At 42.7% G+C, this 24,763-nt stretch carries 27 protein-coding genes, 1 pseudogene and 1 riboswitch; of the genes and pseudogenes, 4 read left to right on the top strand and 24 right to left on the bottom strand.

Annotated elements, in window-relative coordinates; translation table 11 throughout:
- Window positions 1-4: 4 nt before the first annotated feature.
- From AB1K89_RS10765 to AB1K89_RS10795, 7 genes and pseudogenes are all read right to left on the bottom strand, one after another.
- On the bottom strand, window positions 5-403 hold the full coding sequence (locus AB1K89_RS10765) for a SpoIIIAC/SpoIIIAD family protein (protein WP_413054749.1): 399 nt from the start codon (window positions 401-403) through the stop codon (window positions 5-7).
- Complete coding sequence (locus tag AB1K89_RS10770; RefSeq protein ID WP_060209461.1) at window positions 382-591, bottom strand: SpoIIIAC/SpoIIIAD family protein; 210 nt, start codon at window positions 589-591, stop codon at window positions 382-384. The genes AB1K89_RS10765 and AB1K89_RS10770 overlap by 22 nt, the downstream gene beginning before the upstream one ends.
- 310 nt (window positions 592-901) lie before the next feature.
- Window positions 902-1,458: pseudogene (locus AB1K89_RS10775) on the bottom strand (transposase); the annotation flags it as partial.
- A gap of 138 nt (window positions 1,459-1,596) precedes the next feature.
- Window positions 1,597-2,154, bottom strand: a complete 558-nt coding sequence (gene efp, locus AB1K89_RS10780; RefSeq protein ID WP_413054750.1) for an elongation factor P — start codon at window positions 2,152-2,154, stop codon at window positions 1,597-1,599.
- Between the two features lie 22 nt (window positions 2,155-2,176).
- The gene (locus AB1K89_RS10785) at window positions 2,177-3,235 is read right to left on the bottom strand and encodes a M24 family metallopeptidase (protein WP_413054751.1); all 1,059 of its coding nucleotides are present in this window, start codon (window positions 3,233-3,235) and stop codon (window positions 2,177-2,179) included.
- The gene (gene aroQ / locus AB1K89_RS10790) at window positions 3,232-3,678 is read right to left on the bottom strand and encodes a type II 3-dehydroquinate dehydratase (protein ID WP_413054752.1); all 447 of its coding nucleotides are present in this window, start codon (window positions 3,676-3,678) and stop codon (window positions 3,232-3,234) included. Before aroQ ends, AB1K89_RS10785 begins: the two co-directional genes overlap by 4 nt.
- A gap of 75 nt (window positions 3,679-3,753) precedes the next feature.
- Entirely contained in the window at window positions 3,754-4,170 is a 417-nt protein-coding gene (locus AB1K89_RS10795) for a hypothetical protein (RefSeq protein ID WP_413054753.1), read from the bottom strand.
- Between the two features lie 177 nt (window positions 4,171-4,347).
- Here AB1K89_RS10795 and AB1K89_RS10800 point away from each other — a divergent pair, with 177 nt between their 5' ends.
- A complete protein-coding gene (locus AB1K89_RS10800) occupies window positions 4,348-5,331 on the top strand; it encodes a DUF1385 domain-containing protein (protein ID WP_413054754.1) in 984 nt (327 codons plus the stop codon).
- Window positions 5,332-5,452: 121 nt separating this feature from the next.
- On the opposite strand, the gene AB1K89_RS10805 is transcribed toward AB1K89_RS10800, so the two are convergent.
- The 4 genes from AB1K89_RS10805 to AB1K89_RS10820 all read right to left on the bottom strand — a co-directional run bounded on the left by AB1K89_RS10805 (window position 5,453) and on the right by AB1K89_RS10820 (window position 10,795).
- Entirely contained in the window at window positions 5,453-6,121 is a 669-nt protein-coding gene (locus AB1K89_RS10805; protein ID WP_413054755.1) for a Pr6Pr family membrane protein, read from the bottom strand.
- 66 nt (window positions 6,122-6,187) lie between these two features.
- Complete coding sequence (locus AB1K89_RS10810; RefSeq protein WP_413054756.1) at window positions 6,188-7,051, bottom strand: aminoglycoside phosphotransferase family protein; 864 nt, start codon at window positions 7,049-7,051, stop codon at window positions 6,188-6,190.
- A 177-nt stretch (window positions 7,052-7,228) separates the two neighbouring features.
- On the bottom strand, window positions 7,229-9,790 hold the full coding sequence (locus AB1K89_RS10815; RefSeq protein ID WP_413054757.1) for a vitamin B12-dependent ribonucleotide reductase: 2,562 nt from the start codon (window positions 9,788-9,790) through the stop codon (window positions 7,229-7,231).
- Between the two features lie 168 nt (window positions 9,791-9,958).
- Window positions 9,959-10,795 carry a lipoate--protein ligase family protein gene (locus tag AB1K89_RS10820; protein WP_489686566.1) on the bottom strand — a complete coding sequence of 279 codons (837 nt, stop codon included), beginning with the start codon at window positions 10,793-10,795 and terminating at the stop codon, window positions 9,959-9,961.
- 106 nt (window positions 10,796-10,901) lie between these two features.
- Here AB1K89_RS10820 and AB1K89_RS10825 point away from each other — a divergent pair, with 106 nt between their 5' ends.
- On the top strand, window positions 10,902-11,279 hold the full coding sequence (locus AB1K89_RS10825; protein ID WP_252502962.1) for a rhodanese-like domain-containing protein: 378 nt from the start codon (window positions 10,902-10,904) through the stop codon (window positions 11,277-11,279).
- A 59-nt stretch (window positions 11,280-11,338) separates the two neighbouring features.
- On the opposite strand, the gene gcvPB is transcribed toward AB1K89_RS10825, so the two are convergent.
- From gcvPB to comGA, 10 genes are all read right to left on the bottom strand, one after another.
- Window positions 11,339-12,814 carry an aminomethyl-transferring glycine dehydrogenase subunit GcvPB gene (gene gcvPB, locus AB1K89_RS10830; protein WP_413054758.1) on the bottom strand — a complete coding sequence of 492 codons (1,476 nt, stop codon included), beginning with the start codon at window positions 12,812-12,814 and terminating at the stop codon, window positions 11,339-11,341.
- A complete protein-coding gene (gcvPA, locus tag AB1K89_RS10835) occupies window positions 12,807-14,153 on the bottom strand; it encodes an aminomethyl-transferring glycine dehydrogenase subunit GcvPA (RefSeq protein ID WP_413054759.1) in 1,347 nt (448 codons plus the stop codon). The genes gcvPB and gcvPA overlap by 8 nt, the downstream gene beginning before the upstream one ends.
- A 25-nt stretch (window positions 14,154-14,178) precedes the next feature.
- Window positions 14,179-15,276: a glycine cleavage system aminomethyltransferase GcvT gene (gcvT, locus tag AB1K89_RS10840; protein ID WP_489686567.1), complete on the bottom strand. Its 1,098-nt coding sequence runs from the start codon at window positions 15,274-15,276 to the stop codon at window positions 14,179-14,181.
- A 140-nt stretch (window positions 15,277-15,416) separates the two neighbouring features.
- Window positions 15,417-15,509: riboswitch (glycine riboswitch) on the bottom strand.
- Window positions 15,510-15,695: 186 nt separating this feature from the next.
- The gene (locus AB1K89_RS10845) at window positions 15,696-16,208 is read right to left on the bottom strand and encodes a shikimate kinase (protein ID WP_413054761.1); all 513 of its coding nucleotides are present in this window, start codon (window positions 16,206-16,208) and stop codon (window positions 15,696-15,698) included.
- Window positions 16,209-16,372: 164 nt separating this feature from the next.
- The gene (locus AB1K89_RS10850) at window positions 16,373-16,822 is read right to left on the bottom strand and encodes a competence type IV pilus minor pilin ComGF (protein ID WP_413054762.1); all 450 of its coding nucleotides are present in this window, start codon (window positions 16,820-16,822) and stop codon (window positions 16,373-16,375) included.
- Window positions 16,807-17,109 (bottom strand): hypothetical protein, encoded by a 303-nt coding sequence (locus AB1K89_RS10855; protein WP_413054763.1) that lies wholly within the window; start codon window positions 17,107-17,109, stop codon window positions 16,807-16,809. The genes AB1K89_RS10850 and AB1K89_RS10855 overlap by 16 nt, the downstream gene beginning before the upstream one ends.
- Entirely contained in the window at window positions 17,102-17,542 is a 441-nt protein-coding gene (gene comGD, locus AB1K89_RS10860) for a competence type IV pilus minor pilin ComGD (protein WP_413054764.1), read from the bottom strand. The genes AB1K89_RS10855 and comGD overlap by 8 nt, the downstream gene beginning before the upstream one ends.
- The gene (gene comGC / locus AB1K89_RS10865) at window positions 17,539-17,862 is read right to left on the bottom strand and encodes a competence type IV pilus major pilin ComGC (protein ID WP_413054921.1); all 324 of its coding nucleotides are present in this window, start codon (window positions 17,860-17,862) and stop codon (window positions 17,539-17,541) included. The genes comGD and comGC overlap by 4 nt, the downstream gene beginning before the upstream one ends.
- Window positions 17,863-17,882: 20 nt before the next feature.
- Entirely contained in the window at window positions 17,883-18,944 is a 1,062-nt protein-coding gene (gene comGB, locus AB1K89_RS10870; RefSeq protein WP_413054765.1) for a competence type IV pilus assembly protein ComGB, read from the bottom strand.
- Window positions 18,937-19,944 carry a competence type IV pilus ATPase ComGA gene (gene comGA / locus AB1K89_RS10875; protein WP_413054766.1) on the bottom strand — a complete coding sequence of 336 codons (1,008 nt, stop codon included), beginning with the start codon at window positions 19,942-19,944 and terminating at the stop codon, window positions 18,937-18,939. The genes comGB and comGA overlap by 8 nt, the downstream gene beginning before the upstream one ends.
- A 343-nt stretch (window positions 19,945-20,287) precedes the next feature.
- On the opposite strand from comGA, the gene AB1K89_RS10880 reads away from it, so the two are divergent.
- Window positions 20,288-20,530: a DUF2626 family protein gene (locus AB1K89_RS10880; protein ID WP_252502951.1), complete on the top strand. Its 243-nt coding sequence runs from the start codon at window positions 20,288-20,290 to the stop codon at window positions 20,528-20,530.
- A 42-nt stretch (window positions 20,531-20,572) separates the two neighbouring features.
- On the opposite strand, the gene AB1K89_RS10885 is transcribed toward AB1K89_RS10880, so the two are convergent.
- Window positions 20,573-21,211, bottom strand: coding sequence for an MBL fold metallo-hydrolase (locus AB1K89_RS10885; protein WP_413054767.1), 639 nt, complete (start codon window positions 21,209-21,211; stop codon window positions 20,573-20,575).
- 160 nt (window positions 21,212-21,371) lie between these two features.
- On the opposite strand from AB1K89_RS10885, the gene AB1K89_RS10890 reads away from it, so the two are divergent.
- Window positions 21,372-21,551, top strand: coding sequence for a DUF2759 domain-containing protein (locus tag AB1K89_RS10890; protein WP_252502949.1), 180 nt, complete (start codon window positions 21,372-21,374; stop codon window positions 21,549-21,551).
- Between the two features lie 55 nt (window positions 21,552-21,606).
- On the opposite strand, the gene AB1K89_RS10895 is transcribed toward AB1K89_RS10890, so the two are convergent.
- Both AB1K89_RS10895 and AB1K89_RS10900 read right to left on the bottom strand, forming a co-directional pair.
- Window positions 21,607-22,707, bottom strand: coding sequence for a YqgU-like beta propeller domain-containing protein (locus AB1K89_RS10895; protein ID WP_413054768.1), 1,101 nt, complete (start codon window positions 22,705-22,707; stop codon window positions 21,607-21,609).
- Window positions 22,708-22,798: 91 nt separating this feature from the next.
- Window positions 22,799-24,667, bottom strand: coding sequence for an LTA synthase family protein (locus AB1K89_RS10900; RefSeq protein WP_413054769.1), 1,869 nt, complete (start codon window positions 24,665-24,667; stop codon window positions 22,799-22,801).
- Window positions 24,668-24,763: the final 96 nt, after the last annotated feature.

The raw sequence follows: 24,763 nt of genomic DNA on the forward strand, positions 1-24,763 counted from the left end.
CCGATCATTTAATAATGAATTTGGAGAGCGTTTCGAGCAGCATGGATAACTGCGGAAGCCAAAGAGACAAAATTCCGATTTTAATAGCTACGTGTGCAATCGTTGCAATAGATTCATATCCTGCTTCGGCAACATGTTTTGCGATCAATTCCGAGAAATAAAACAAAAAGACGCTTCCTATCAATAGCTTGGCATAGGATCCTGGCAATGGTTCGAACAGATGCATGAAGGTTTTTCCGAAAGGTATGATGATCGTCATACCGACATACGACAGAAAAAAGAAGAAAATAGCTGCATATATGATCGGTTGCAAGCTCTTGGAAGCGAAAGACACGATTAACAGAAGGAGGTAGATGACGACCAGTTGAAAAAGCGTAACCATTAGAATGCCAAGGACAGCCATTGAAAGAACTCGGCAATTTCCGAAAAGAAGATCCTAAGGAAACGGAGCATTTCGGCGGCTATGTAAATATAGGCTACGAAGAAAAGGAAAAATGAGAACTCCTTCTTACCGGTCTGTTCAAAGAAAACATGAAGAAATCCGATGACCAATCCAATTCCAGCAATGCGCAATAAATCGTTCAATTCCATTTCGGGTTCCCCCTTCATGAACAACTTATGAAAGGGTGAGGGGAAATATGATGAACATTTTAGTTGAAAAATATGGTTCTAAATCAAATGTCGGGGTTATGTGATCTACACGACACCCTTTCATTTAGATTTTGTAAAGTAGATTGTTGATTTACGCTACAGGCGGACGCTTTCCGCCGGCATGGCTTCAGCCGCTTCCCTCGCTTTGCTCAGTCCAGGGTCTTCAGCTCATTCTATTCCGGCAGGAGCCGCCGCCTTTCGCTTCAATCAACGAATGACTTTTAAATCAATTGCGCAGTAAAATAAATCATTAACCTAAATGAACCCCGATTTCTTCATATCGAATGCTCAATAATATCTTTGCTTTAAAGTGATCAATACGCCTAAAACCATCCGTATTGCGTCTCCTCACTTTTGTTTTATTGTTAATCCCCTCAAGAAAACCGTTGGAATACTTGAAGGAAAAACTATTCAAGATTTCCACTTGCTAGTTTCTAAACGTCTGATTGGCTTGTGAAAATGCCGGAATACCCGCTTTCTCTACCTTACGGTAAAAGGCTTTAGTCACTATTAACTTCTGTCATACCATCTGTGGTCTTTGCCCAGTCGAACCACTCACAGTAAGCTTCTTTCAGTTCGCATGCCCTCTTCAACTCATCAGACATGGCTAGATATCGATCTAAAATACCAACGGTGATTTTCTGTCAATTTCTCGATGCGCTTATATAATACATGCCGTATTCTTTTACATTTCTTACGGTCATACACATGCCATTCCTTCTGCACTTTCCACCGAACCTCATCAAGCGCTGAGTAGATATAACGACAATAATGGAATCGGTCTGCGATAATTACGGGGCGTCCTAAGTAAAAAAAAACGGTAATTACGTGCTTTTTTGTTAAAACTGGGGAATACCCCAACAAATATTGTAAAACCAAAAATATTTTCTACTACACAAAAAAACACCCCGCCCCCCCATAAAGGAGTCGGAGTGCAAATTTGTATTAAGCCCTTGAAACGTATTCGCCTTCTTCTGTGTTGATGATCAGTTTATCTCCAACGTTTACGAAGAATGGGACTTGGACGACGAGACCGGTTTCCAATGTAGCCGGCTTCGATCCGCCGCTCGCCGTGTCGCCTTTAATGCCCGGCTCAGTTTCGGTTACTTCGAGAGTGACGGTTGCCGGAAGATCGACACCAAGGATTTCATCTTTAAATGAGATGATATGAACTTCCATGTTCTCTCTCAAGTAGTTCAATTCCTCTTCGATCTGTGCAGAAGATAATTCAATCTGCTCGTATGATTCGTTGTCCATGAAGACATGGTCATCACCGTTTGCATACAAGTATTGCATGCGACGGTTGTCAATTTGCGCCTTTTCGACTTTCTCGCCTGCTCGGAATGTCTTTTCGTTCACATTACCTGTACGCAAGTTGCGTAGTTTAGAACGGACGAATGCTGCACCTTTTCCTGGCTTGACGTGTTGAAAATCAATAATCCGCCAAATGTCCCCTTCAAACTCGATTGTAAGACCTGTTTTAAACTCGTTTACAGATATCATGCTTTTTCCTCCATTATGTTCGTTATAGGATGATTAATTCTTTAGGTGAATGCGTCAAACGGACGTTGCCGTCTTCAGTGATTAGTATATCATCCTCAATACGGACGCCGCCGATGCCAGGAAGGTATATGCCCGGTTCGACAGTTACGGCCATATTCGGCACAAGAACCGTTTCCGAACGGAATGATAATGCCGGGCCTTCATGAACTTCCAATCCGATGCCATGGCCAGTCGAGTGTCCGAATGCGTCCCCATAACCTTTCGACTTGATGTAGTCCCGGGCAATTGCATCCGCTTCTATACCTGTCATACCCGGTTTAATCTTTTCCAAAGCCAGTTCCTGCGCCGCAAGGGTCACTTCGTAGATTTCCTTCATTTTTTCTGAAGGCTCTCCTACTGCGACAGTTCGGGTGATGTCTGAAATATATCCATTGTACAGTGCCCCGAAATCCAATGTGATCATTTCTCCAGATTGGATCACTTTCTCAGAAGCGACGCCATGCGGCAAAGCACCACGTTCACCCGAAGCTACAATTATATCAAAAGAAGATGAGGCTGCACCTTGTTTTCTCATGAACATTTCAAGTTCGTTTGAGACTTCAAGCTCAGTTACACCCGGTTTGATGAAAGTGCAAATATGCGAAAATGCATCATCCGCAATTTTCGCCGCTTGTTTAAGGACTTCAATTTCATCAGCCGACTTCACGAGACGAAGCTTTTCTACGATGCCAGATACCGCTTTCAGTTCCGCATCCACTTTGTCATTATATAATTCGTACGTGCCAAATGAAACATTATCTTTTTCAAAGCCAAGTGTTTTAATTTTCATCTGATCCACTTGGGTTGCGACTTCCTCGATGATCGTTTTTTCATGCTTTACGATGCGGAATCCTTGCACTTGCTCAGCCGCCTGTTCCGTATACCGGAAATCTGTGATGAACACTGCGTCCTCAGCTGAGATGATTGCAACACCCGCACTTCCTGTAAAACCGGTCATATAACGTCGGTTATATGAATTTGTCACCAATAGTGCATCTAATCCGTGTTCTTTCAATGCTTCCCTCAATTTTGACAGTTTCATAGCTTTACCCCTTTTCTTCGGAGAAGGAAAGCCCGGAGTGCAAGCTCATAGCCGCTTGTGCCAAAGCCTGACAACTGCCCGATGCACACAGGTGCGAGCATTGAAGTTTGTCTGAATGGTTCCCGACTATGTATATTCGAAATATGGACTTCAATGACCGGTACATTCACAGAAGCAATTGCATCCCTTAGTGCTACACTTGTATGTGTATAAGCCCCAGGATTGAAAATGATTCCGTCACACCCGGCATCCTCGGCTTCATGGATTTTATCGATCAATGCGCCTTCTGCATTCGACTGAAAAAAAGAAATATCCACGAGTTGCTCTTGGGCGATTGATTGCAGATGGTCTTCAACATCCGCCAAAGTCTCCGCACCATAAATCCCAGGTTCCCTTTTGCCTAGCCGATTCAAATTCGGTCCATTCAGAACAAGCAATCTCACAGCTACACCATTCCCCTCACCATTTTCTTCCCCATTTTATCATATCGTTCCAATGGCGCAACCTATTTATATATGTCATTCGAAACTTTTCTTCATATATACAGCGGTACCCGTAATGAATCTGCTGACGATCGCAATAATTGAGATGAATGGAATGGACAGCTTCTTGACACCTTCTGTAAACGTCTGTGGCGCATAAATGATCCATTCAATAGCGACAGCCGCGATAATGCTCACAGCGATGGCCGTTATAGCTGGCGGAATGTTAGTCGTCGCCCTCGATATAGCATAAAATAATCCGAACACAATAAGTAAGATGATGAATAAGATTGCCCACTTCCAACCTTCATCGGATGAACCGAATAATAACCATTTTTCACCCCATCCGACTGGTGACCATTTTATGAAATTAAAAAAATGCAGGAATTTCAATGCCCCTATTGTGAATAATGCTGCGATGATTGTCGTCCATATCATTGTTTTATTGAACATCTCGACTCCTCCTTATGATGAGTGTCGGAAATTACTCAGTTTTTTAAACCTTAATGGTGGAGTCGACAACCATTTTTTTGTACAATATTAAGATAAGTTATTTGCTATAATGTTTATAGAGTTGATCATTTTTCGTAATATGCTATTTATTTGATAAGAGAAGGTGTTGGTTAACCCATGTCTAAAAAACAACAACCGCCGGCATACGGTGGGCAAGCGCTTATTGAAGGCGTAATGTTCGGCAGCAGAAATCATACAGTGACAGCTATTCGGCGCAAAGATGATTCCCTCGATTATTTTTACGTTCCAAAAGAGCAAAAGCCATTATCGATGAAATTGAAAAAGATACCTTTTGTACGTGGAATTGTTGCTTTAATCGAATCAGCTGGGATCGGATCCAGACACTTGACGTTTGCGAATGAGCGATACGATGTCATGCCCGGCGAAGAAGTAGAAGAGAATGGCGAAGAAACATCAAAGCTCGCCATGGTGATCGGCGTCGCCGCGGTCGGCGTGCTATCGTTTTTGTTCGGTAAATTTGCATTTACTCTCGTACCGGTCTTTTTAGCGCAAATGCTAGATTTCATTGCTCCGGGAAAGACAGCTCAAATATTGCTGGAAAGCTTTTTTAAACTCTCGTTACTGTTGTTGTACATTTCCCTCATTTCCATGACGCCGTTAATTAAGCGGGTCTTCAAATATCATGGGGCTGAGCATAAAGTGATTAACGCTTTCGAAAACAAGCTTCCACTTACCGTTGAAAATGTCCAAGCGCAGTCCCGCCTGCATTATAGATGCGGAAGCAGCTTCTTGTTGTTTACAGTGATTGTCGGGATGTTCATCTATTTTCTAGTGCCGACAGATCCTTTATGGCTAAGGATTGTCAACAGAATTTTGTTGATTCCTGTCGTAATCGGGATATCTTTCGAAGTATTGCAGTTTACGAACAGCCTTCGCAATGTCCCTGTATTGAAGTATCTAGGTTATCCCGGATTATGGCTCCAGTTATTGACGACGAAAGAACCTGATGATCAGCAGGTGGAAGTGGCGATCGCCTCTTTCAATAAGCTGCTGGAAATTGAAGAGCAAGGAATTGAGAATGTTGATATTTTAAAGTCATCGAATCCAAAGATGAATGAATCGACTGTTCCGGTGAATTAACAAAAGGAAGTGCCCCAATATCCGAGGCACTTCCTTTTTATATTTTTTATAATCGACGTAAAAATATACATACCTGAGTAACTCTTCTACAATCGTATAGCGGACTTCTATTAAATTTATTTCATTTCACAATATCTTTTTTAGTATTTTGCAATTTAAGAATAACCCTATTCATTAATATTAGCAGATAACCAAGCATGGAATAAACAAAGGTGAGACCCACTATGACTAATGCTACGTTTGCATAGCTGCCAACTCCATCAGGGATATGACCATTCGGATTCAGGAAAAAGTAAGGATAAAATCCATCATACATTCCTCTTATTAATGATATAACGCCGTAGAGTATTGGAAAAGACAACCATAAGACGATTGATTTGTAACTATACCACTTTTTCTCTTCAAAAATAATCCAATTTAGTATAACTAACATTGGAATTAAATAGTGTAATGTAAAATTTGTAATGATCCTCAGCCCACTGTATTCTCCACCACTCGAAAGGATAAGGTGGTAAGTTGCTAAAACTACTATCATGTAAATAAGGGCTGCATTTTTACACAAGTCCAACATACGACTTTCTTTTTTCTTTAACAAAATAACAATCGTGCTTATTGTAAATATTATGGTGACAATGATATTAGAATGGATTGTGAATTTCGTAATAGATACACGTGGTTCGGGAGAAAAAAGTATATGCAATGGCACACTAATAAGCCCTATCGTAGCGATTAATATATGAAGTATAAACTGTGTGAATGTGAGCCTTTCTTTTGAAAATATCTTAGTCATGATTCACCTCTTATAATTTATAATCCTACTTCATACCTTTCTTTAACGTAATGGTCCGATTGTGGCTTATAGCAATACTTTTTTTAGGATTGAAAGATTTTCCTCCAGAAATGAAGCGTTCTTTTCAATTCCACGGCGTTTACACCAGCCAATACTATTAAAAGCATCTGTAAATTGATAAAAAGGCAGCACAACCTCTAAATCAATTAATGGTCTTATGGTGTTATAGCCTTCTTGATAGGACTGATACAAGCTAAAATCAAAGCTTAAAAAATCACGATACAGTTTAGTGAAATCGATTTCTGTTGAACCAAATCGTACACTTTCAAAATCTATCACGCCTGACATATTATCTTCATCAACAATTATATTTGCTGGACGAAAATCCATATGTATAAAGCTTGGGCCATCTGAAGGTGGGAGCTGCAGTTTCATATGTTCAAACTTTTCAATGGCCAGTCTGTATATACTTTCATCCAAAACTTCCTTCACATCCTTTGCGAAACTATAAAATTGGCGTTCCACAAAATTAGACCAGTCCGGAAATTCGTCTTGTATGCCAATTAACTGTGTTGTAGTAGGTGGCTGAATCTGGTGCATAGAGGCATGAAGTACCCCAACCTGAAACGCTACTGTGGGTAAATCCTTATTTGTTAGCGGTTGTCCTTTTAATTCGGATAATAAGAACGCTCCGGGACACTCCTCATCACCAGACCAATAATCCAACATGTTAGGAATGGAAACTCTACCTTTTAAGATTTCATAGGCTTCCAATTCCCGTTGACACTTCAATTTTGTGTAAGGTATTTTCAAAAAGACATTTTCCCCATTAAGCAAATTACATTTATAAACTGTTGAGCTATGGGAATCTTCAACCTCTTGAATTGATAACAAATTCAATTTGAATTGTTGAATGACTCGATTTAACATCCAACCCCGCCTTTTTCTAAAATGTTTGCCGCTAAATGGCCCGATTGTTGAAAATAACGCCTTGTTCATTATACCAAATATTTCAAATTCAAAACAAAAGAAAAACAGGAGAAGAAAAACATTTGTTTTTCTTCTCCTGAGTTATTATTCGGACTTAGTGGACAGTCCGTTATCTTATTATAATCCACATTTCAATTGTGCGTTGCAGTTGGTGCAAGTGTTACATCCGCCCATTTCCTCGACAGTTCCTTGTCTGCAGACAGGGCATGTATCGCCGACTTCTGAACCGATTGTGACGTTGGTCGAACGCAAGTCTTGGATTGTGTTAACGAGTACGACTTTTCGTTGTTCGATGGTCTCTTCCACATAATCAGATTCCATTTCGTTTTCTTCGGCTTTCAACGTTAACACCTGCGAGTCTCGGCTTCCATCTACGTACACAGTACCACCCTTGGCTCCACCTTTGTAAAGACGCTCGTAGACACTTTCCACCTGCTCAACTGTATAGCCACGTGGAGCGTTTACTGTTTTGGAAATTGAGCTGTCGATCCAGCGCTGGATGATGCATTGTACGTCTGCATGTGCTTCCGGCGCCAGGCTCATTGAAGAAATGAACCATTCAGGAAGGTTGTCCGGATCTGCTTCCGGATGACGTTGTAAGTATTCCTCAACGATACCCGCTTTGACCTCAATAAATTTCCCAAGGCGTCCACTGCGGTAATAAGTAAAGGAAAAATATGGTTCCAAGCCGGTAGAAACGCCAACCATTGTTCCAGTGGATCCCGTTGGAGCTACAGTTAATAGATGGGAGTTTCTAATACCATGTTCTAAAATCGATTCACGGATATCTTCCGGCATTTTTTTCATGAATCCTGTGTTGATGAATGCTTCCCGGAGCGCTTTTGTTTCCTCATCGTTCTTTCCGATGAGGAATGGGAAGCTACCTTTCTCTTTCGCAAGCTCAATCGATTCACGGTAGGCCGTTGTCGCAATGGTTTCGAACACTTTGTCTACAAGTTCGTTGCCTTCTTCTGAGCCGTACTCCTTCTCACAATAGATCAGTAGATCAGCAAGACCCATTACACCAAGTCCAACGCGGCGTTCGCCGAGGGCTTGTACTTTATTTTCCTCAAGGAAATAAGGTGTCGCATCGATGACATTGTCCTGCATACGGACACCTACACGGACTGTTTCTTTCAATTTATCGTAGTTTACAGTTTTGGTTTCTTTATCTGCAAACTCTGCAAGGTTGACTGCCGCAAGATTACAAACAGAATATGGCGCAAGAGGTTGCTCACCACAAGGGTTTGTTGCTACGACTTGCTGGCCGTATGCTTTAGCGTTCGTTTCTTTGTTTGCATTATCGATAAAGAAAATGCCCGGCTCTGCTGAGTATGTTGCGCAAATGTTAATTAGATCCCACAGTGCGCGTGCTTTAATTGTTCGGTAGACACGGACTTCATATCCAAGACTTTCCCATTCACGCACGTCCCCGACCTTATGCCATTCCTCATTATACGCAGCCATTTCCTCAGGGGAATATTTTTCAACTGCAGGGAAACGGAGCTCATAATCAGCATCCTCTTCCACAGCTTTCATGAAATCATCTGTCAATGTAACGGAAATGTTAGCGCCTGTCAGAAAGTCAGGATTGTGTACAGAGTACGTCCCGCCGTCACGTAATTTCGTCTCCGCGTCTTTCAAGATTGCTTCATTGAAGCCGCCCATTCCAGGGATTGTGCGATAGTTGAGAATTCCTTGGTACATCGCTTCCTCTTGCGCAGTTAGCGGTTTGAATTTCAATTTTTCATCTGCCAGCTTCTTGATCATTTCGTCTTCTGTATGTTCCAGAAGATAACGTAGAATCCTTGGGTTCTGCATCTTCGAAATGATGAATTCGCAAATGTCAGGGTGCCAGTCCGCAAGCATGATCATCTGAGCACCACGTCTTGAACCGCCTTGTTCGACAAGATGTGTCAATTTCGCGATATCATCGAGCCATGATACTGAGCCGGAAGATTTCCCGTTGACGCCTCGAGCAAGCGTGTTACGAGGTCGCAATGTCGAACCGTTTGTGCCAACGCCACCGCCACGGCTCATGATTTCCATTACCTGTTTACGGTGATCGGAAATCCCTTCTCGTGAATCCGCCACGAACGGCATGACGTAACAGTTGAAAAATGTCACTTCAGTATCCGATCCAGCCCCGTATAATACACGGCCCGCTGGAATGAAGTTCATTTTGGAGAGTTGATCATAAAATTTATCGAATGATGCCTTTCGCTGCTCTTCAGTCTTTTCGACAGATGCAAGCCCTGTCGCATTCCGTTTAGCGATCTGCTCATAAAATACTTCAAGTGGCTTTTCAATGACATCAATCGGTCTTGTGATTATGCCTGTTTCCTGATTCTCGGGATTGTCGATTGCACTGCGATATTCTTTTTCGATCCAAATATCCGCTTTTCGATTTTCATTATCAAGCGCTGTAATGAAACCTAGTCCCCTTGCTGGAAACTTCGGATCCTCCTTGACCGTCAAAACAACGAAATCACCGACTTTTAATGTTTTCTTTTCAGTATCCTTGAACGAATATCGATCGATCATGACGAGTCTTGATACCCCGCTATGTTCGATTTTCATGTCTTCTGTAATTGGATGCACTTGCGGGAATTGGGCAATATCCTCATTCAGCCGCGCCTTGTCCAGAATTGGTTCCTGATGCTTCGAAACAATTACCATTAACGCATCCTCCTTCTGGTATATTTTTATTAACACAACATGTTGTGTTGATTCTATTCCCTAATCTACTACATATTGAAACGCGTATCAATGACAAGATTTTGAACAGGAAAAACCGAAGTTGCTATTATGCGGTTTAACGCAAAAAATAATCCAAAAGTTCCAGTCTCATTTTCTAAACGTCCAGTCTTTATTCGCATATTTTTTCTGTTCAATCTCTTTTACAAAAAGGAGTTGTTCCTCTGTAAGTTCCATCGGTTGAAGAACGATATCTAATGCCGTTTCAAAGCCTTTTGCAAAAGCCTCCACACATTCCTCCACGGAGATGGAACGATCGGTCAATCGATCGATGGCGACCGCTTTTTCCGGCAGGCTTTCGCGCATCCGCTTCCGACTTTCCTCGGACTCGAACTTGAAAAGGGACACAAGCTTGTCCTCGTCCAAGCCTAAAAGGATTGCTCCATGTTGCAAAATGACACCCTTCTGTCTGGTTTGTGCGCTTCCGGCGACTTTCTTCCCTTCGACGACGAGTTCATACCAGCTTGGCGCATCGAAACAAACGGCACTTTTCGGCTTTTTCAAGTTTTCATTCTGCTCCCTCGATACTGGCACTGAAAATTCAGCATGCAGTCCGAGATTGCGGAAGCCTTCCAAAAGACCGCCCGAAATGACCCGATACGCCTCTGTGACGGTCTCCGGCATTCCAGGGTATTCTTCTGTTACGATAACGCTATATGTAAGTTCATGCTCATGTAGGACGCCTCTTCCACCGGTCGGTCGACGGACAAAACCGAGTCCGTGCTTCTCGACCGCTTCCAAATCGATCTCCTTTTCGACGCGTTGAAAATATCCGATCGACAAGGTTGCAGGCTCCCACTCATAAAAACGGAGCACGGGACCGATCTCCCCCCTGCTATGCCATTCCAATAGTGCTTCATCAAGCGCCATATTGTATGATGGTGAACATTTTCTTGAATTGATAAAATGCCAAACAGTCTTCCCCAATTCATCTACCCCCTTACCAGCAATGCATATCATTTTATCATTCCCATTGAACAAGTGCTACTCATTCTTTATAATGGAACTATAGAAAGAAAGGGGAAAAACGGTTGTGGATTATTATATTCTTGGAGCAGTTATACTCGCCATCATTTTGTATTTTGTCATCATGATGTTTCGTGTCAAAAAAGCAGTTACAAATTTAACGCAGGAGCAATTCATCGAAGGATACAGAAAAGCGCAATTGATCGATGTGCGTGAACCGAAGGAATTCGAGGCTGGTCATATTTTAGGCGCCCGCAACATCCCGTATTCACAGTTCCGTCAACGCTTTAAAGAAATACGTCCGGACAAGCCGGTCTATCTTTATGATCAGAACGGCGGGAAGAGCTCACGAGCTGCTATGTTCTTGAAGAAACGGGACTATACCCAACTCTATCAATTGCAAGGCGGATTCCGAACATGGACAGGCAAAGTGAAAAGTAAATAATCGATTGAATAGACAAAGGAGAGACCCGGTTACAGGGCCTCTCCTTTCTTTATTTCATATCAAGCATGCACAGGCTCTTCTTTTGTATACCTCAACACAGGTTGGCGAGCTGCTTTCGTCTCGTCAAGACGGTTGATGACAGTCGTATGAGGGGCTTCCTGAACGATTTCCGGATTCTCTTCTGCTTCTTTCGCAATCTGAATCATTACGTCGATGAAAGAATCGAGCGTCTCCTTCGATTCCGTTTCCGTAGGCTCGATCATAATCGCCTCTTCAACATTCAACGGGAAGTAGATTGTTGGTGGATGGAACCCGAAGTCGAGCAGTCGCTTCGCCATATCCAATGTCCGTACACCCAATTTCTTCTGGCGACGACCTGATAATACGAACTCATGCTTACAGTGCTGCTTGTAAGGCAGATCGAAATAAGGCTCCAGTTTGCGCATCATGTAGTTTGCATTCAATACCGCGTTCTCCGTGACAGCTTTTAAGCCATCCGGACCCATTGAGCGGATATATGTGTACGCACGCAAATAGATGCCAAAGTTGCCATAGAAAGGTTTGACGCGCCCGATTGATTGTGGAACGTCGTATTCAAAAGTATAACGGTCTTCCTCTTTGATAAGGATTGGTTTCGGCAAGAATGGAGCCAATTCCTTCGTTACGCCGACAGGGCCGGAACCTGGACCACCTCCGCCATGCGGACCTGTAAATGTCTTATGCAAATTCAAGTGAACCGCATCAAAGCCCATATCTCCAGGACGCGCCTTTGCCATAACAGCATTCAAGTTTGCACCATCATAATACAATTTCCCACCTACGCCATGTACAATTTCAGCCATTTGAAGAATATCTTCCTCAAAGAGTCCTAATGTATTCGGATTCGTAAGCATGAGGGCAGCCGTATCCGGGCCGACCTTCGATTTCAAATCATCGATATCGACAAGTCCAAATTCATTTGATTTGACTGTCACTGTGTCAAAACCTGCAACTGTAGCGGAAGCAGGGTTTGTTCCATGCGCTGAATCCGGTACAAGCACTTTCGTACGGTGGGATTCACCGTTCGCTTCGTGAAATGCGCGGATCATCATAAGAGCTGTCCATTCGCCATGGGCACCCGCAGCTGGTTGAAGCGTCACTTCATCCATTCCGGTAATTTCTTCAAGGTGTTCCTGTAGATCATACATCATTTCCATTGCGCCTTGGACAGTCGATTCATCCTGCAATGGGTGAATGTTCGCAAACCCAGGGAATCTTGCCACTGCTTCATTTATTTTCGGATTATACTTCATCGTACAAGATCCAAGTGGATAGAAGCCGGTATCTACCCCGTGGTTTCGATTGGATAAAGCTGTATAATGGCGCATAATATCAAGTTCGGAAACCTCTGGAAGTTCAGGAGATTCCTCTCTGAGAAGACCTTCCGGCAAATGGCTTGAAAGATCGATTTCAGGAACATCAAGCTCAGGCAAGCTATAGCCGATCCGGCCTGCTTTTGTAATTTCAAAAATGAGCGGTTGGTTATCTTTATGCATGAAGGGCCTCCATTTCCTGCACAAGTGCATCGATTTCTTCTTTCGTACGCTGTTCAGTAACGGCAATCAATACGTGGTTGGACAGCTCAGGGTACGTCAATCCAAGATCATATCCGCCGATAATTCCTTTATCTAGAAGCTTCGCATTCACTTCTCTAACCGGCTTTTTTAATGCCACGACAATTTCATTGAAATGAACTCCGCCGTATTTCACTTCGAATCCAGCTTTTTCAAAAGCGCTTTTCGCATATGCGGTTTTTGCTATGTTTTGGTATGCGATTTCCTTTGTCCCAACTTTTCCTAAGGCGGTCATCGCAACCGAAGCCGCAAGGGCATTCAATGCTTGGTTCGAACAAATATTGGATGTCGCTTTGTCACGTCGGATATGTTGTTCACGTGCTTGAAGCGTCAGTACGTAACCACGTCTGCCTTCACCGTCAGTAGTTTCCCCTACCAATCTTCCCGGCATTTTCCTCATCAATTTTTTCGTAGTTGCAAAGTATCCGCAATGCGGTCCTCCGAACTGTTCTGATATACCGAATGGTTGCGCATCTCCAACAGTGATATCCGCACCCAATTTACCCGGAGGCGTCAATACACCTAGTGCTAGCGGATTCGCTGATACGACTAGCAAGCCACCTTTGTCATGAGTGATGTCCCCAATTTTCTGGATGTCTTCCACCTGTCCGAAGAAGTTCGGGTACTGGACGAGAACTGCTGCTATATTATCATCGAGCAACTCCTCAAGCAAAGCCATATCCGTCACACCATCTTTATGAGGGATTGTGACAACATCGATGAATTGGCCAGCTGCATAGGATGCCACTACATCCCGCGCTTCAGGATGGACCGTTTCGGAGACGAGGATTTTCGTGCGTCGTGTATGTCCTGCCGCCATCGTCCCAGCTTCTGCCAGTGAAGTACCACCGTCATACATTGATGAGTTGGCAATGTCCATTCCTGTCAATTCACAAATCATCGTTTGGAATTCGAAGATGGCTTGCAGTTCCCCTTGTGAGATTTCAGGTTGGTACGGTGTATAAGCTGTATAGAATTCAGAACGCGAAATAACATGATCGACGATGACCGGCTTATAGTGGTCATACACGCCTGCTCCGAGGAAAGATGCATATGTACGTGCATCTGCGTTTTTCGCTGCAAGCTGCGCAAGCTCTTTCATCAATGCCGATTCCGACTTCGCTTCCTTAATTTTCAACTCACCTTTAAAGCGGACCTTTTCTGGAATATCATCAAAAAGCTCATCAACTGTCGCAATTCCGATTGCCGATAGCATTTCTTCACGATCCGTCTCCGTCATAGGAATATAACGATGCTTCATATCAACATGTCCCCTTTTCATTCATTTATCGTTTGTAGAAAGGTGTAGCGATCAATACTGCTTTCAATCGTTTGCTGCGCACTTCTACTTCCACTTCAGTTCCTTCGCCGGTATGTTCCGTTGCAAGAAGGGCGAATCCGATATTCTTTTTCAATGTGGGTGATTGAGTTCCGGTAGTAACCTCTCCGATCTCCTTATCACCAATGAACACTTTATAACCGGTCCGAGGAATCCCTTTATCAATCATTTCAAGACCGACAAGCTTCCTTGGCACGCCATTCTCTTTCTGTGCAGCAAGCACTTCTTTGCCTATGAAATCAGCTTCTTTATTCAACTTGACAACAAATCCTAAGCCTGCTTCAAGAGGTGAAATATCTTTTGACAATTCCTGGCCGTAAAGCGGCAGACCCGCTTCGAATCGGAGCGTATCACGAGCACCTAAACCTGCAGGCACAACCCCCTCCTCTTCTCCAGCTTCTAAGATCGCAGGCCAAAGAGCGACCATCGACTCCGGCGATCCATAGATCTCGAAACCGTCTTCACCGGTATATCCTGTACGGGAAATGAGTACATTGTGTCCAGCAATATCGACATTTTCTTTGAAACGGAAGAACTTGATTTCATCCAATGGTTCTGAAGTCAATTTCTGCAAAACTTCTTGCGCTTTCGGGCCTTGTAATGCAAGCAGGGCATACTCTTCCGAACGATCTTCGATGACTACGTTCCCTGTAGTATGCTGCTTCATCCACTCAACGTCCTTTTCAATGTTAGAAGCGTTCACAACGAGCAAGTAATCATTCTCTTTCCTTTTATAGATGAGCAGATCATCCACAGTTCCGCCATTCTCATAGCACATGGCAGTATATTGCGCTTGACCGTCCTTCAATTTGGAGACGTCATTTGTTACTAATCCTTGCAGGAAGGAAAGTGCATCCTCGCCTGAAACAAAAACTTCACCCATATGCGAAACGTCAAATAGGCCAGCTTTCGTACGTACAGCTTCATGTTCAGCCTTAATGCCTGAGAACTGAACAGGCAATTCCCAACCACCGAAATCAATCGTCTTTCCACCGTACTCTTGATAACTATCAAAGAGAGCGGTACGTTTCAAAGTTTCTGTCAAAGTCATATCCCCCTTGAAATGAATGATAAAAAAAGACAGAAGTCCCCTTAAATAAGAGAACCTCTGTCCGTGTACCTGAAAGTTTGACCTTGCGGCTTTCCTCTTTGGTGGCCGAATAATATCGGCACTCTCCAGAGACGCGTCATGAATGAGTCTTTTTACCTGAGAGATTCATAACTTTCGTTACTTGCTCCTTCGGCGACGCCTAATGCGTGCTCTCCCCATTCAATCATCCGCCATATGCAATTAAAGATAAAATGATTAAAATTCAGACGAATAACTGTCCTTTCGCCTTATATCTTAACATTTCATTTTTGCAAGCGCAATCCTTTTTCATATTTTATTATATACACGAACGAAAATGATAAAAAGTTAATTAATGTTCGTGTTATAATCATCAAACATTTAAGATGCATTCATTATCCGTTTTTCAATCTAATAATCTGAGAAGCGATATACTGCGTAATTTCTTTTAATGTCCTATTCGTTGTTTCAACTTTAAAATGGGCACTTTGCATATAAAGCGGCTTCCTGTTGTGAAAGAGCTTTTCCAATTCATATCTAGATGACTGTTGTACGATCGGCCTGTTTCTATCAGTGGAAATCCTGCGCCAAATGTCACGAAATGTGGAGTTTAAGTAAAAGACAAGTCCTGTCCTTCTCATAATCTCCCTGTTTTCCTCCCGCATTGCCACACCGCCGCCGGTTGCGATGATACAATATTCATCATGGAAGTTCCGCAGGAATTCCGTTTCCATCTCCCTGAACCCTTCCTCGCCATACGTTTCGAAAATTTGAGGGATCGCCATGCCTGTCCGATTGGCAATTTCCGTGTCCATATCGTAAAAAGGCAAATTCAGCAACGTTCCGAGCCGCTTCCCGATTGCACTTTTTCCGCTTCCCATGAAACCGACCAAGTATACTCTTTTCATATCTTTACCCGCCTTGCCTCATCAACTTTGTTGTTTCTTTCTCATAATAGATTTCTATTGAATCGAATGTTCTGTATAGATTACTATGCCATGAAACGATAGTAAAAAGAAAGAGGCTTACGATAAATAGTAAAATTAACGAAGCGGCTAAAATGGTTCCTTCCTCATTCCTGGCGAATACCAATTGCAAATCTCCTCTCCCGCTTCCTTCCGTCAAGCATTGTCACTTCAACGTTCAACTCATGTCCTTCATGTGTGAAAATTACATCCGAGACATTAGTGAAGAGGGGAATATATCCTTTAAGATTGGTCAATTTGCGGATGACGTAGTTACTTTGCCCCACTTCAATTGTTCCCCTATCATTCGTGAGTGAGATTGACCTGTTTCCCATTAGGACATTGAAATCTTCCATATTAACTAACAATGATTGCAGATCAATCGCAAACAGTTCCCATTCAGTCGCGTAGTAATCTTCCAATTGACGCTCGATCGGCTGCTTCCAATAGTAGAAAAGGACAGCAAAATGAAGGAATACGCCCATAATTAGTAGTTGAAACAAAGCTTCGAGAAGGGAGTATCCTGACTCATTACAACATTTCAGAACTCTATGCATTTCACAAATTCCCTTTCTATGTAATGATAGGTTACACAGATGCCTTCACTATCAATCGACCATTGATACACAGACTTCTCTATCCGATTTGTCCCCGCCATCATTCCGTAAGCATGATAGAGAATGGCCCCATGATAGGCGGATTCTGCTGCATGCATAGCCATTTTCTTCATTTCAAGACGCTCCGACAGATGGGAATAAAGCGGTAATAATGTCCCGAAAATGACCGTAATAACAACAAGTGATAACATCGCTTCCGGCCAAGAATATCCTTTTTCATTAATCATAAACAAGCACCCTCCCATGCTGCAGCTGCAATGTTAACCGCTTGTCCCCCGTTGATGTCCGCAAAATGATTGTACCCGGATTAATAATATGTCCATTCGGATGAAACTCGACCGCGCTAATTCTATTGCCGCCACTCAACCAATACATACTACCAGGAAAGTCGATAGTGGAATAGGTTACTGAGCTAGGCGCAAATAAACTATAGGATTTCCCTGAATTACGGAATCTGACTGCCGTATACGTTTCATTTGCCATTGCATACGCTTGCGCATGATGAATCGTAGCGATGAAAGTATACAGCGCTTCCTCCTCGCTCTGTTTTGTTATCCAGCGATCGCCGATAGGAAGGATAACAGCTGTCAGAATGGCTACGACACTTAAAACTAAGAGCATCTCCAGAAATGTAAAGCCGTTTTCGTTAGTTGGCTTCATTGTCCTGCGGTGTTTTTGTTGAAATTCGGTGCTGTCACTTCACCGTTTTCGAGTAAAACTTCAGTTCCGTCCGGACATTTTGCACCTTCCGGTAAATACTTCTTGTCAACCAAATCTTGCATACTTGGGTTATCATGATGCTCCATTTTATACGCCGCAACTTGTCCTTCCACCATCTTCACAAATGCTTCGCACCCTTTGTCATCGATCGACTTCGAATGTTTTGTCACATTCGGTATCGCTATCAACACTAAGACAGAGATGATGAGTAAAACGATCATCATTTCAATGAGCGTGAAGCCGTCTTCTTCCTTCACCATTTTCAAGACTTACTCCCTCCCTATAAATTATCAAACATGCTGTACACCGGCAGTAACAATGCCAGGTAGGCGGCCAATATGCATATGGCCAATATTGCGAACAGAGCAGGTTGCAACAACGCAAGCCACTTCCCCAGCTCCTCTTCGATCATATCGTGGAGATTTTCACTAAATAGTTGAAGCTCCTTTGCCAAATGTCCTGTATCGGAACCGTGTTTGGCATATGAGCATAACTCCTTACGCAGACCATCCGTCAACTCTATTGCTGTGTCGAAATTTTCCCCATAGACGACATGTCCTTTAATTGTCATTGCGACTTCACTCAGGATCGGATTCACCTTTTGTTCCACCAACACTTCAAGTGCGTCTTGCATGGGTAGTCCCGATTGAAGGAGACTACCGATTTCGCCTGAAAAGTCCCTCGTTATCACTTTCGAGAAAAAAGAACCGATGAAAGGAATCGACATGATGAAGCTGATTTTTCTCGACGGCGGCATTTTGCGATAAAACACGGCACCAATTCCCACACTTATAATGAGAATCACACCGCAACCGATCAATGCGTCCGGTAATCTTGAGACGAGTAGAGGAAGCATAGAAACGATACCTGTCGCCTCCTCATTCCTTGCTACCGCCATCGCTTCTAAGTTGGGAAGGAAATAGCTTCTAAAAACTACTAAAAAGATAGCAAGAAAAGAGAAAAGAATGAATGGATAGAGTAGAAGATTTCGCAACTTCCTCTTCCTTTCTTCCGATTGCTTCATTCTTTCCGCAATCCCTTTCAATGCAACCGGCAATCTTCCATCCACTTCCGCGATGACGATCGGCAATAGTATAGTAGATGAAAATCCAAGCCTACTAAGAATATCCGTAACCCCAAGTCCTGCCATCAGATCATTTTCCACTTGCTCGATCAATTCATTGTATTGTTTGGAATGATGAGGCAAAAGTAGTACGACTCCATCGTGGAATGTGTACCCTTCTTGCATAAGGACAGCGAGCCTTCCCAAAAAAGCCGGACGGTTTTCAATGCATTGCACAGATTGCTTAAACAACGCCCGTCCCATACTAACACTAACCATGGGAAACCCCTTTTTTCATGCTGTATTTTTTCATGACTGCTTCAATTGTCATATCTTTTGGCACAGATACGCGCTTGCCCGAAATGATTCCATCTGCAATCGCCTCTAACAATTCGCCTTCGACAATTTCAAATACAGCCCCAACCTCGCCATCTTGTTTCTGAATGAGCCGTTGCGATGATATGCAAACTACCGTTTGCCTCAATTCTTCCGCCGTAATTCCAAAATCCATCATTCGATAAAAACATCCCTCCGGATCTTTTGAATGTACCGTCGTCAATACAAGATGCCCTGTCAACGCTGCCGCCACAGCTGTTCTAGCAGTTTCGGCATCCCTTATTTCACCAATCATGATTACGTCAGGGGAATGCCTCAGTATCGCTTTCAATCCGGCTGCATAAGTCATGCCGGCTCTTTCATTCACTTGTATTTGAAGAAGATGTGAATGATTGTTTTCGACTGGATCTTCGAGTGAAATTACATGCCTTTCAAGATGATTGACACAATGGGCAGTTAGGGAATAGATTGTCGTCGTCTTCCCGCTTCCAGTCGGACCAGTCAACAGGACGAGCCCCTGCCGCTCTTCTGCAGCACGCCGGAGCTTCTTTTCCCAAACAGGATCGATGCAGAGCGTATTTAGTGGGACGATTTGATCATGCCTTTGAATACGGATGACTACACTTTCTTTCATTCGGATTGAGGGAATGGTCGATACACGGAACGAATAGTTTTCATTCTGCATTTTCTTATGAAATGAACCGCTTTGTGGTTTTCGTTTATCACTGATATCTAACGAGGAGAGAAATTTGAAAAAGGAGATCATACGGGCGGCTAAATGCGGGGGATAGGTGCCGGACCGTTCCAGTTTTGAATTCTTTTTGAAGCAAATATCATAATGATTGTTCAACGGAACGAGATGGATGTCTGTTGCCTCATTGGCAATCGCCCGTTCCAAAAGGTCAAAACACTTTTTCTCAACGAGATTGTCACGGTTTTCCATTGAACACCCCTCTTTCAATCAATTACGCATTGATTTGGCAGGACCTCCTGCTGAATCAAGATAAAAGTGAAAGACCGCTTTTCACTTTACATCGAGTATACGTGGAACAAATCGAAAAAGGAATACTTCTTCGCGAATTCAAAATTCACATGCCGTTTTCGGCTTAAATTCGATTTTTGAATGCTGTTTTAACGACAAAAATGAATTTTGCACTGGAATGATCTACTAACTCTCCTTTCATTTGTCACAATGTCGACTTGATTGGAGTTTACTTTTCGAGTTGCTATCTATTATAATGAAGAAGAGATCTTTGTATTGTTTTACGTTAAGGAGGGACGCACTTATGGATAACATGTTCAAGCTATGCGGTTTTTGGACTGGCATTTTCGCTGTAATGTTTTTCGTCGGTGACATGATGACAGCTTCCGTTATCATGATCGCGAGCACTATTTTCTTCCTGTTGCTTGGATATTTGAATCTTACAGAGCGTATGTATATGTACATGTTTGGAGCTTACCTTATGATTTTCATGGTAGGATTCAGCTATTATGCGACATTCATTCACGTACCAGGTTCAGGACACTAATCGTCCAAAGAAAAAAACAGCCGATCGGCTGTTTTTTTCTTTTTAGGAGAAGCCGTTCAAAAACGGATTCATATCTTTTTCCTCCCAAGGGGTTGTCGAAGGTCCATGGCCGGGAAAAACGACAAACTCGTCATCCAAGCTCAACAGTTTATCATGGATGGACTGAAGCAACGTCTGTGTATCGCCTCCTGGAAGATCCGTTCTGCCTATGCTGCCTTTAAAAAGCGTATCACCAACTACTGCCTTTTGCGCATCATTGAAAATGAACGAGACACTCCCTGGAGAATGACCCGGGGTATGGCGGACCTCCAATTGGAAGGAACCAATCTGCAACTCACCTTCCTCAAGTAAATGATCCGCAGCCTGATTTTTCACAATAGGCAGGCCGGGATATCTCGAAGAACCGTTAAAATCCGGGTTGCCAAGCCACTCCTGCTCAGCCTTGTGAATATAGACTGGTATATCAAAATGATTCCTCACCCGATCCACCGCTCCGATATGATCGAAATGGGCGTGCGTCAATAGGATAGCAAGCGGTTTGCTGTTCGTTCTTTCGATTTCAGCAATAATGCGATCCCCTTCTTCTCCAGGATCAATTACTAAACATTCCTCTTCACGATTGTAAATCAAATAACAGTTCGTTTGTATTGGACCTAATGGATATGTACGTATTTCCAGCATTATTCACACCTCCTATACTTGATAGTAATGAACTTCTGACTGGATTTCAAACATTCGTCATTTATATACCTCGACAAAATTTGTGGTAAACAGTACAATAGAAGAGGACTATTGCTAAATTGGCATTCATTTTTTCTCTATTGAAAGGAGTGTCTTCCGCATGAACATCTTAATGGTAATTTTCGGACTCGTTGCGATCTTTGCTGTCATTGGTACTGTACAAGCTTTCAAAGAACGTAATGTGCTGAGCATTTTGTTCAATCTTGGGGCTGCTGTCATCTTCGGCGGTTTTACAATCGCAACGATTGTCTTCCAAGGATATCCTACACCTTTGCATTAATCAGTATTTGTTTAGAAAAAAACATCCCCTGCATAAAATTGCAGGGGATGTTTTTTTAGTTGTCAAACTTAATCCACTTAAGTTTTTCCTTTGCTTCCACGTCAATCAACTCATCTGATGAATATCCGCTTAAACAATATTTTGCGGACGGAGAGCATTTGATCGGGCCCGCATCCAACCCTTTTATAATCAGCTCAGAATTACCTTTTTCAAAAAAATACATATTAAATCCTGATTCCATTTCATCGAGTTGACCGCTTTTTTCTGCCCCTATGACAATCAAACTCTTTTCATCGAGCCATTCAATCGATGGCACAATCCACTCTGAATAATTGCTGACAGCTGGCAACGTCCACCCAAAGGCAACTGTTCCGTCAAGTTTTCTAATTGTATATGCGAATGCCCCCGCATCGACGGATTGTACGGATACGATAGAATCCTCTAACACATCAAAATAAATCGCGTTTCCAATTTCAGTCGTCTCTATCTCCCCATCCTCCATGTGAAATATCTCGATATCTCCTCCATCGAGAGGATGCCCCCTGAACGAAAGGGTCATAATTCTATTCTCTCCCGCCCATTTAGGAAAGGGATCGTCCAATTCAACAATGGACAAACTATCATCATTGCCATCAAACACGAAAAGGTCATAGGACCAGTCTTCATGGAAGGCAGTGAATAGTATCTTTTTCGGGTCTGTACGATTCCACTCAATGCCTAGCTCAGTCGAATCGATTTCCACCTGATGCTGGACCGCTCCATCTTTTCCAACAATCTTTATGGCCGCGGTTGTAGGATGTTCACTCGTATGTATTAATAAATAGTCACCGGATGGATGGACGAGGACATCGATAATGAACGATTCATCCTCATAAACCAATCCGGATTCACCTGTTTCAATGTCAAAATAGTTCACTGTGTAGAAACCGTCGTTTTTTTCTACATAGAGGATTTGAGTGTCAGTCAGCCAATCTGCTATGAAATGGAACTTGGAAGGGTCTGCTTTAAAAACATGAGGAGAAGGCGGCTCAAATGGCTCTTCTGCAATATCGAATGATTCTTCCATGTCAGGTTGCACAGACGGCGGATTTTTCTGCTCCGCACAGCCATATAGAACAAAGATGAGCATCGCAATTAAACATAGCCCTTTTTTCATTATGCCACCCTCTCCCTTCCGTCTTATTCAAAAAAATATCTGCACGGTAAACGAACCCGTGCAGAATTTAGTCGTTATCGCCAATTTTGGCTTATTCCTCTTCCGTATCCGAAAACCTGAGCAAGTCTCCATTAATAATCAAGTCGGAGTAGCCAAGTTCAGTGTTGGCGCGATCGATATAAGGGCCACACGCTTCACCTTCGATTGCTTCCCCTGTCTTGATATCATAACAAACGTCATGAGTGTAAATATAATCCTCTGTCACTAAGCGCCCGTCTCTGAAAATGACAAACGGCTCATGATCCGGTGAGAAAATGTCCGCACCCATTTGCATGTCTTCTTTCGTCTCGATGCCGAGCAAATGAAGAACAGTCGGTCTCACATCCAATTGACCGGAGAGCTCATCAATTGTTTTTCCTTTACCATAACCAGGAATGTGGATGAACATTGGTACTTTTTGCAATTCAACATTATCAAATGGAGTAATTTCCTTATCCAAGTACATACTCATCGCCTTATTATGATTTTCCGAAATTCCATAATGGTCGCCGTACATAACAATTATTGAGTTGTCATACAATCCGCTTTTCTTCAAGTCTTCAAAGAAGATTTTTACAGCTTCATCCATATAGCGGACAGCTTGGAAGTATTTATTCAATGTTTTCGAATTGGAATCGTACGGTGGAATAATCATATCTTCTTCATCCAAATCAAATGGATGGTGGTTCGTCAATGTGATCATTCTAGTTGAAAACGGTTGGGGCATTGTCTTCATGATTTCAACGGACTGTTCAAAAAACGGAATATCTTTCATTCCCCAGTTGACCGCTTGCCCTTCTCCGATCTCATAGCTTTCGACATCATAAAATTTTTGTATGCCTAATGCTTGGTACATGATGTCCCGGTTCCAGAAACTACGGTTATTAGCATGCATGACACTCGTAAAGTAGCCATTTTCACCTAGTCTTTCTGACATGGAGTTGAACGTATTCCCGCTGTTCGTGAAAAAGACAGCACCTCCATTACGGCCATACAACGAGTTTTCAACAATAAATTCCGAGTCGGAAGTTTTCCCTAATCCCGTTTGATGATAGAAATTGTTGAAATAAAACGTGTCCGGGTCCTTCGTCAGTTCGTTGAGGAATGGCGTAATTTCAAATCCATTCATCTCATTGTTGATGACGAAGTTTTGCAGAGATTCCAGTGAAACAAAAATCACATTGCGTCCTTCGGCAACACCGAACATTTTAGGATCGGGTTCTGCATAATTTGCGTTAATATAGTTTGCCACCTCAGTCAGTTCACTGCCATCGGCTAACGCACGTTGTGCATGTGTTTTCGATTGGATGAACATGTCATAAATGTGATAATTGTATGTCCCGATATTTTTAACGAGCAATTCTCTGTCGAAGCTACGGGTCAACAACTGCGGCCTTTGAGCTTCCGCTAATCCCAAGTTGACCATGAGCACTGTTGCAGCCACTACGAAATAGAGCTTGCGTCCAATGCTTCTATGGCTAAGAGCACTTTCAGATGCAGGGATGAATTTCATAGCCAATGCAATAATGATTACATCAGTGAAAAAGAAAATGTCCCAAGGATGCACGTTCGCTCCGATTGAAGACGACAAATCACCGAAATTGCTTGTCTGGAATAATACCGGCAAGGTGATGAAATCATTAAAAAATCGATAAAATACAGCGTTGCTGAACATAATAATGGACGTTATCAAACTGATTGAAAATATATAGATGTTGCGCCGTTTCGCACTCTTCATGAATAAGGCCAAACCGTATATGAATAATAGAAAACTGAGTGGGTTCATGAACAGAATGAATTCCTGCATCACATTGTCAATTTTCATATTAAAGCTAGTGATATAGCCCACATACGTTGTTAGCCATGTTGCAATAATTGCAATGACGAGTACGGAATGTTTGGGCCAAGTTACTCTTTTCATTCTTAATCTTCCTTTCATGTTGAAGCCTCTATTTATAAGTTTACCCTATCATTTGTACATGCACTATATATAATAGACGGATGAGACCTAAAAAAG

Origin of the sequence: Sporosarcina pasadenensis, from assembly GCF_047228845.1 — a bacterium.
In the GTDB taxonomy this organism is placed as follows: Bacteria; Bacillota; Bacilli; order Bacillales_A; family Planococcaceae; genus Sporosarcina.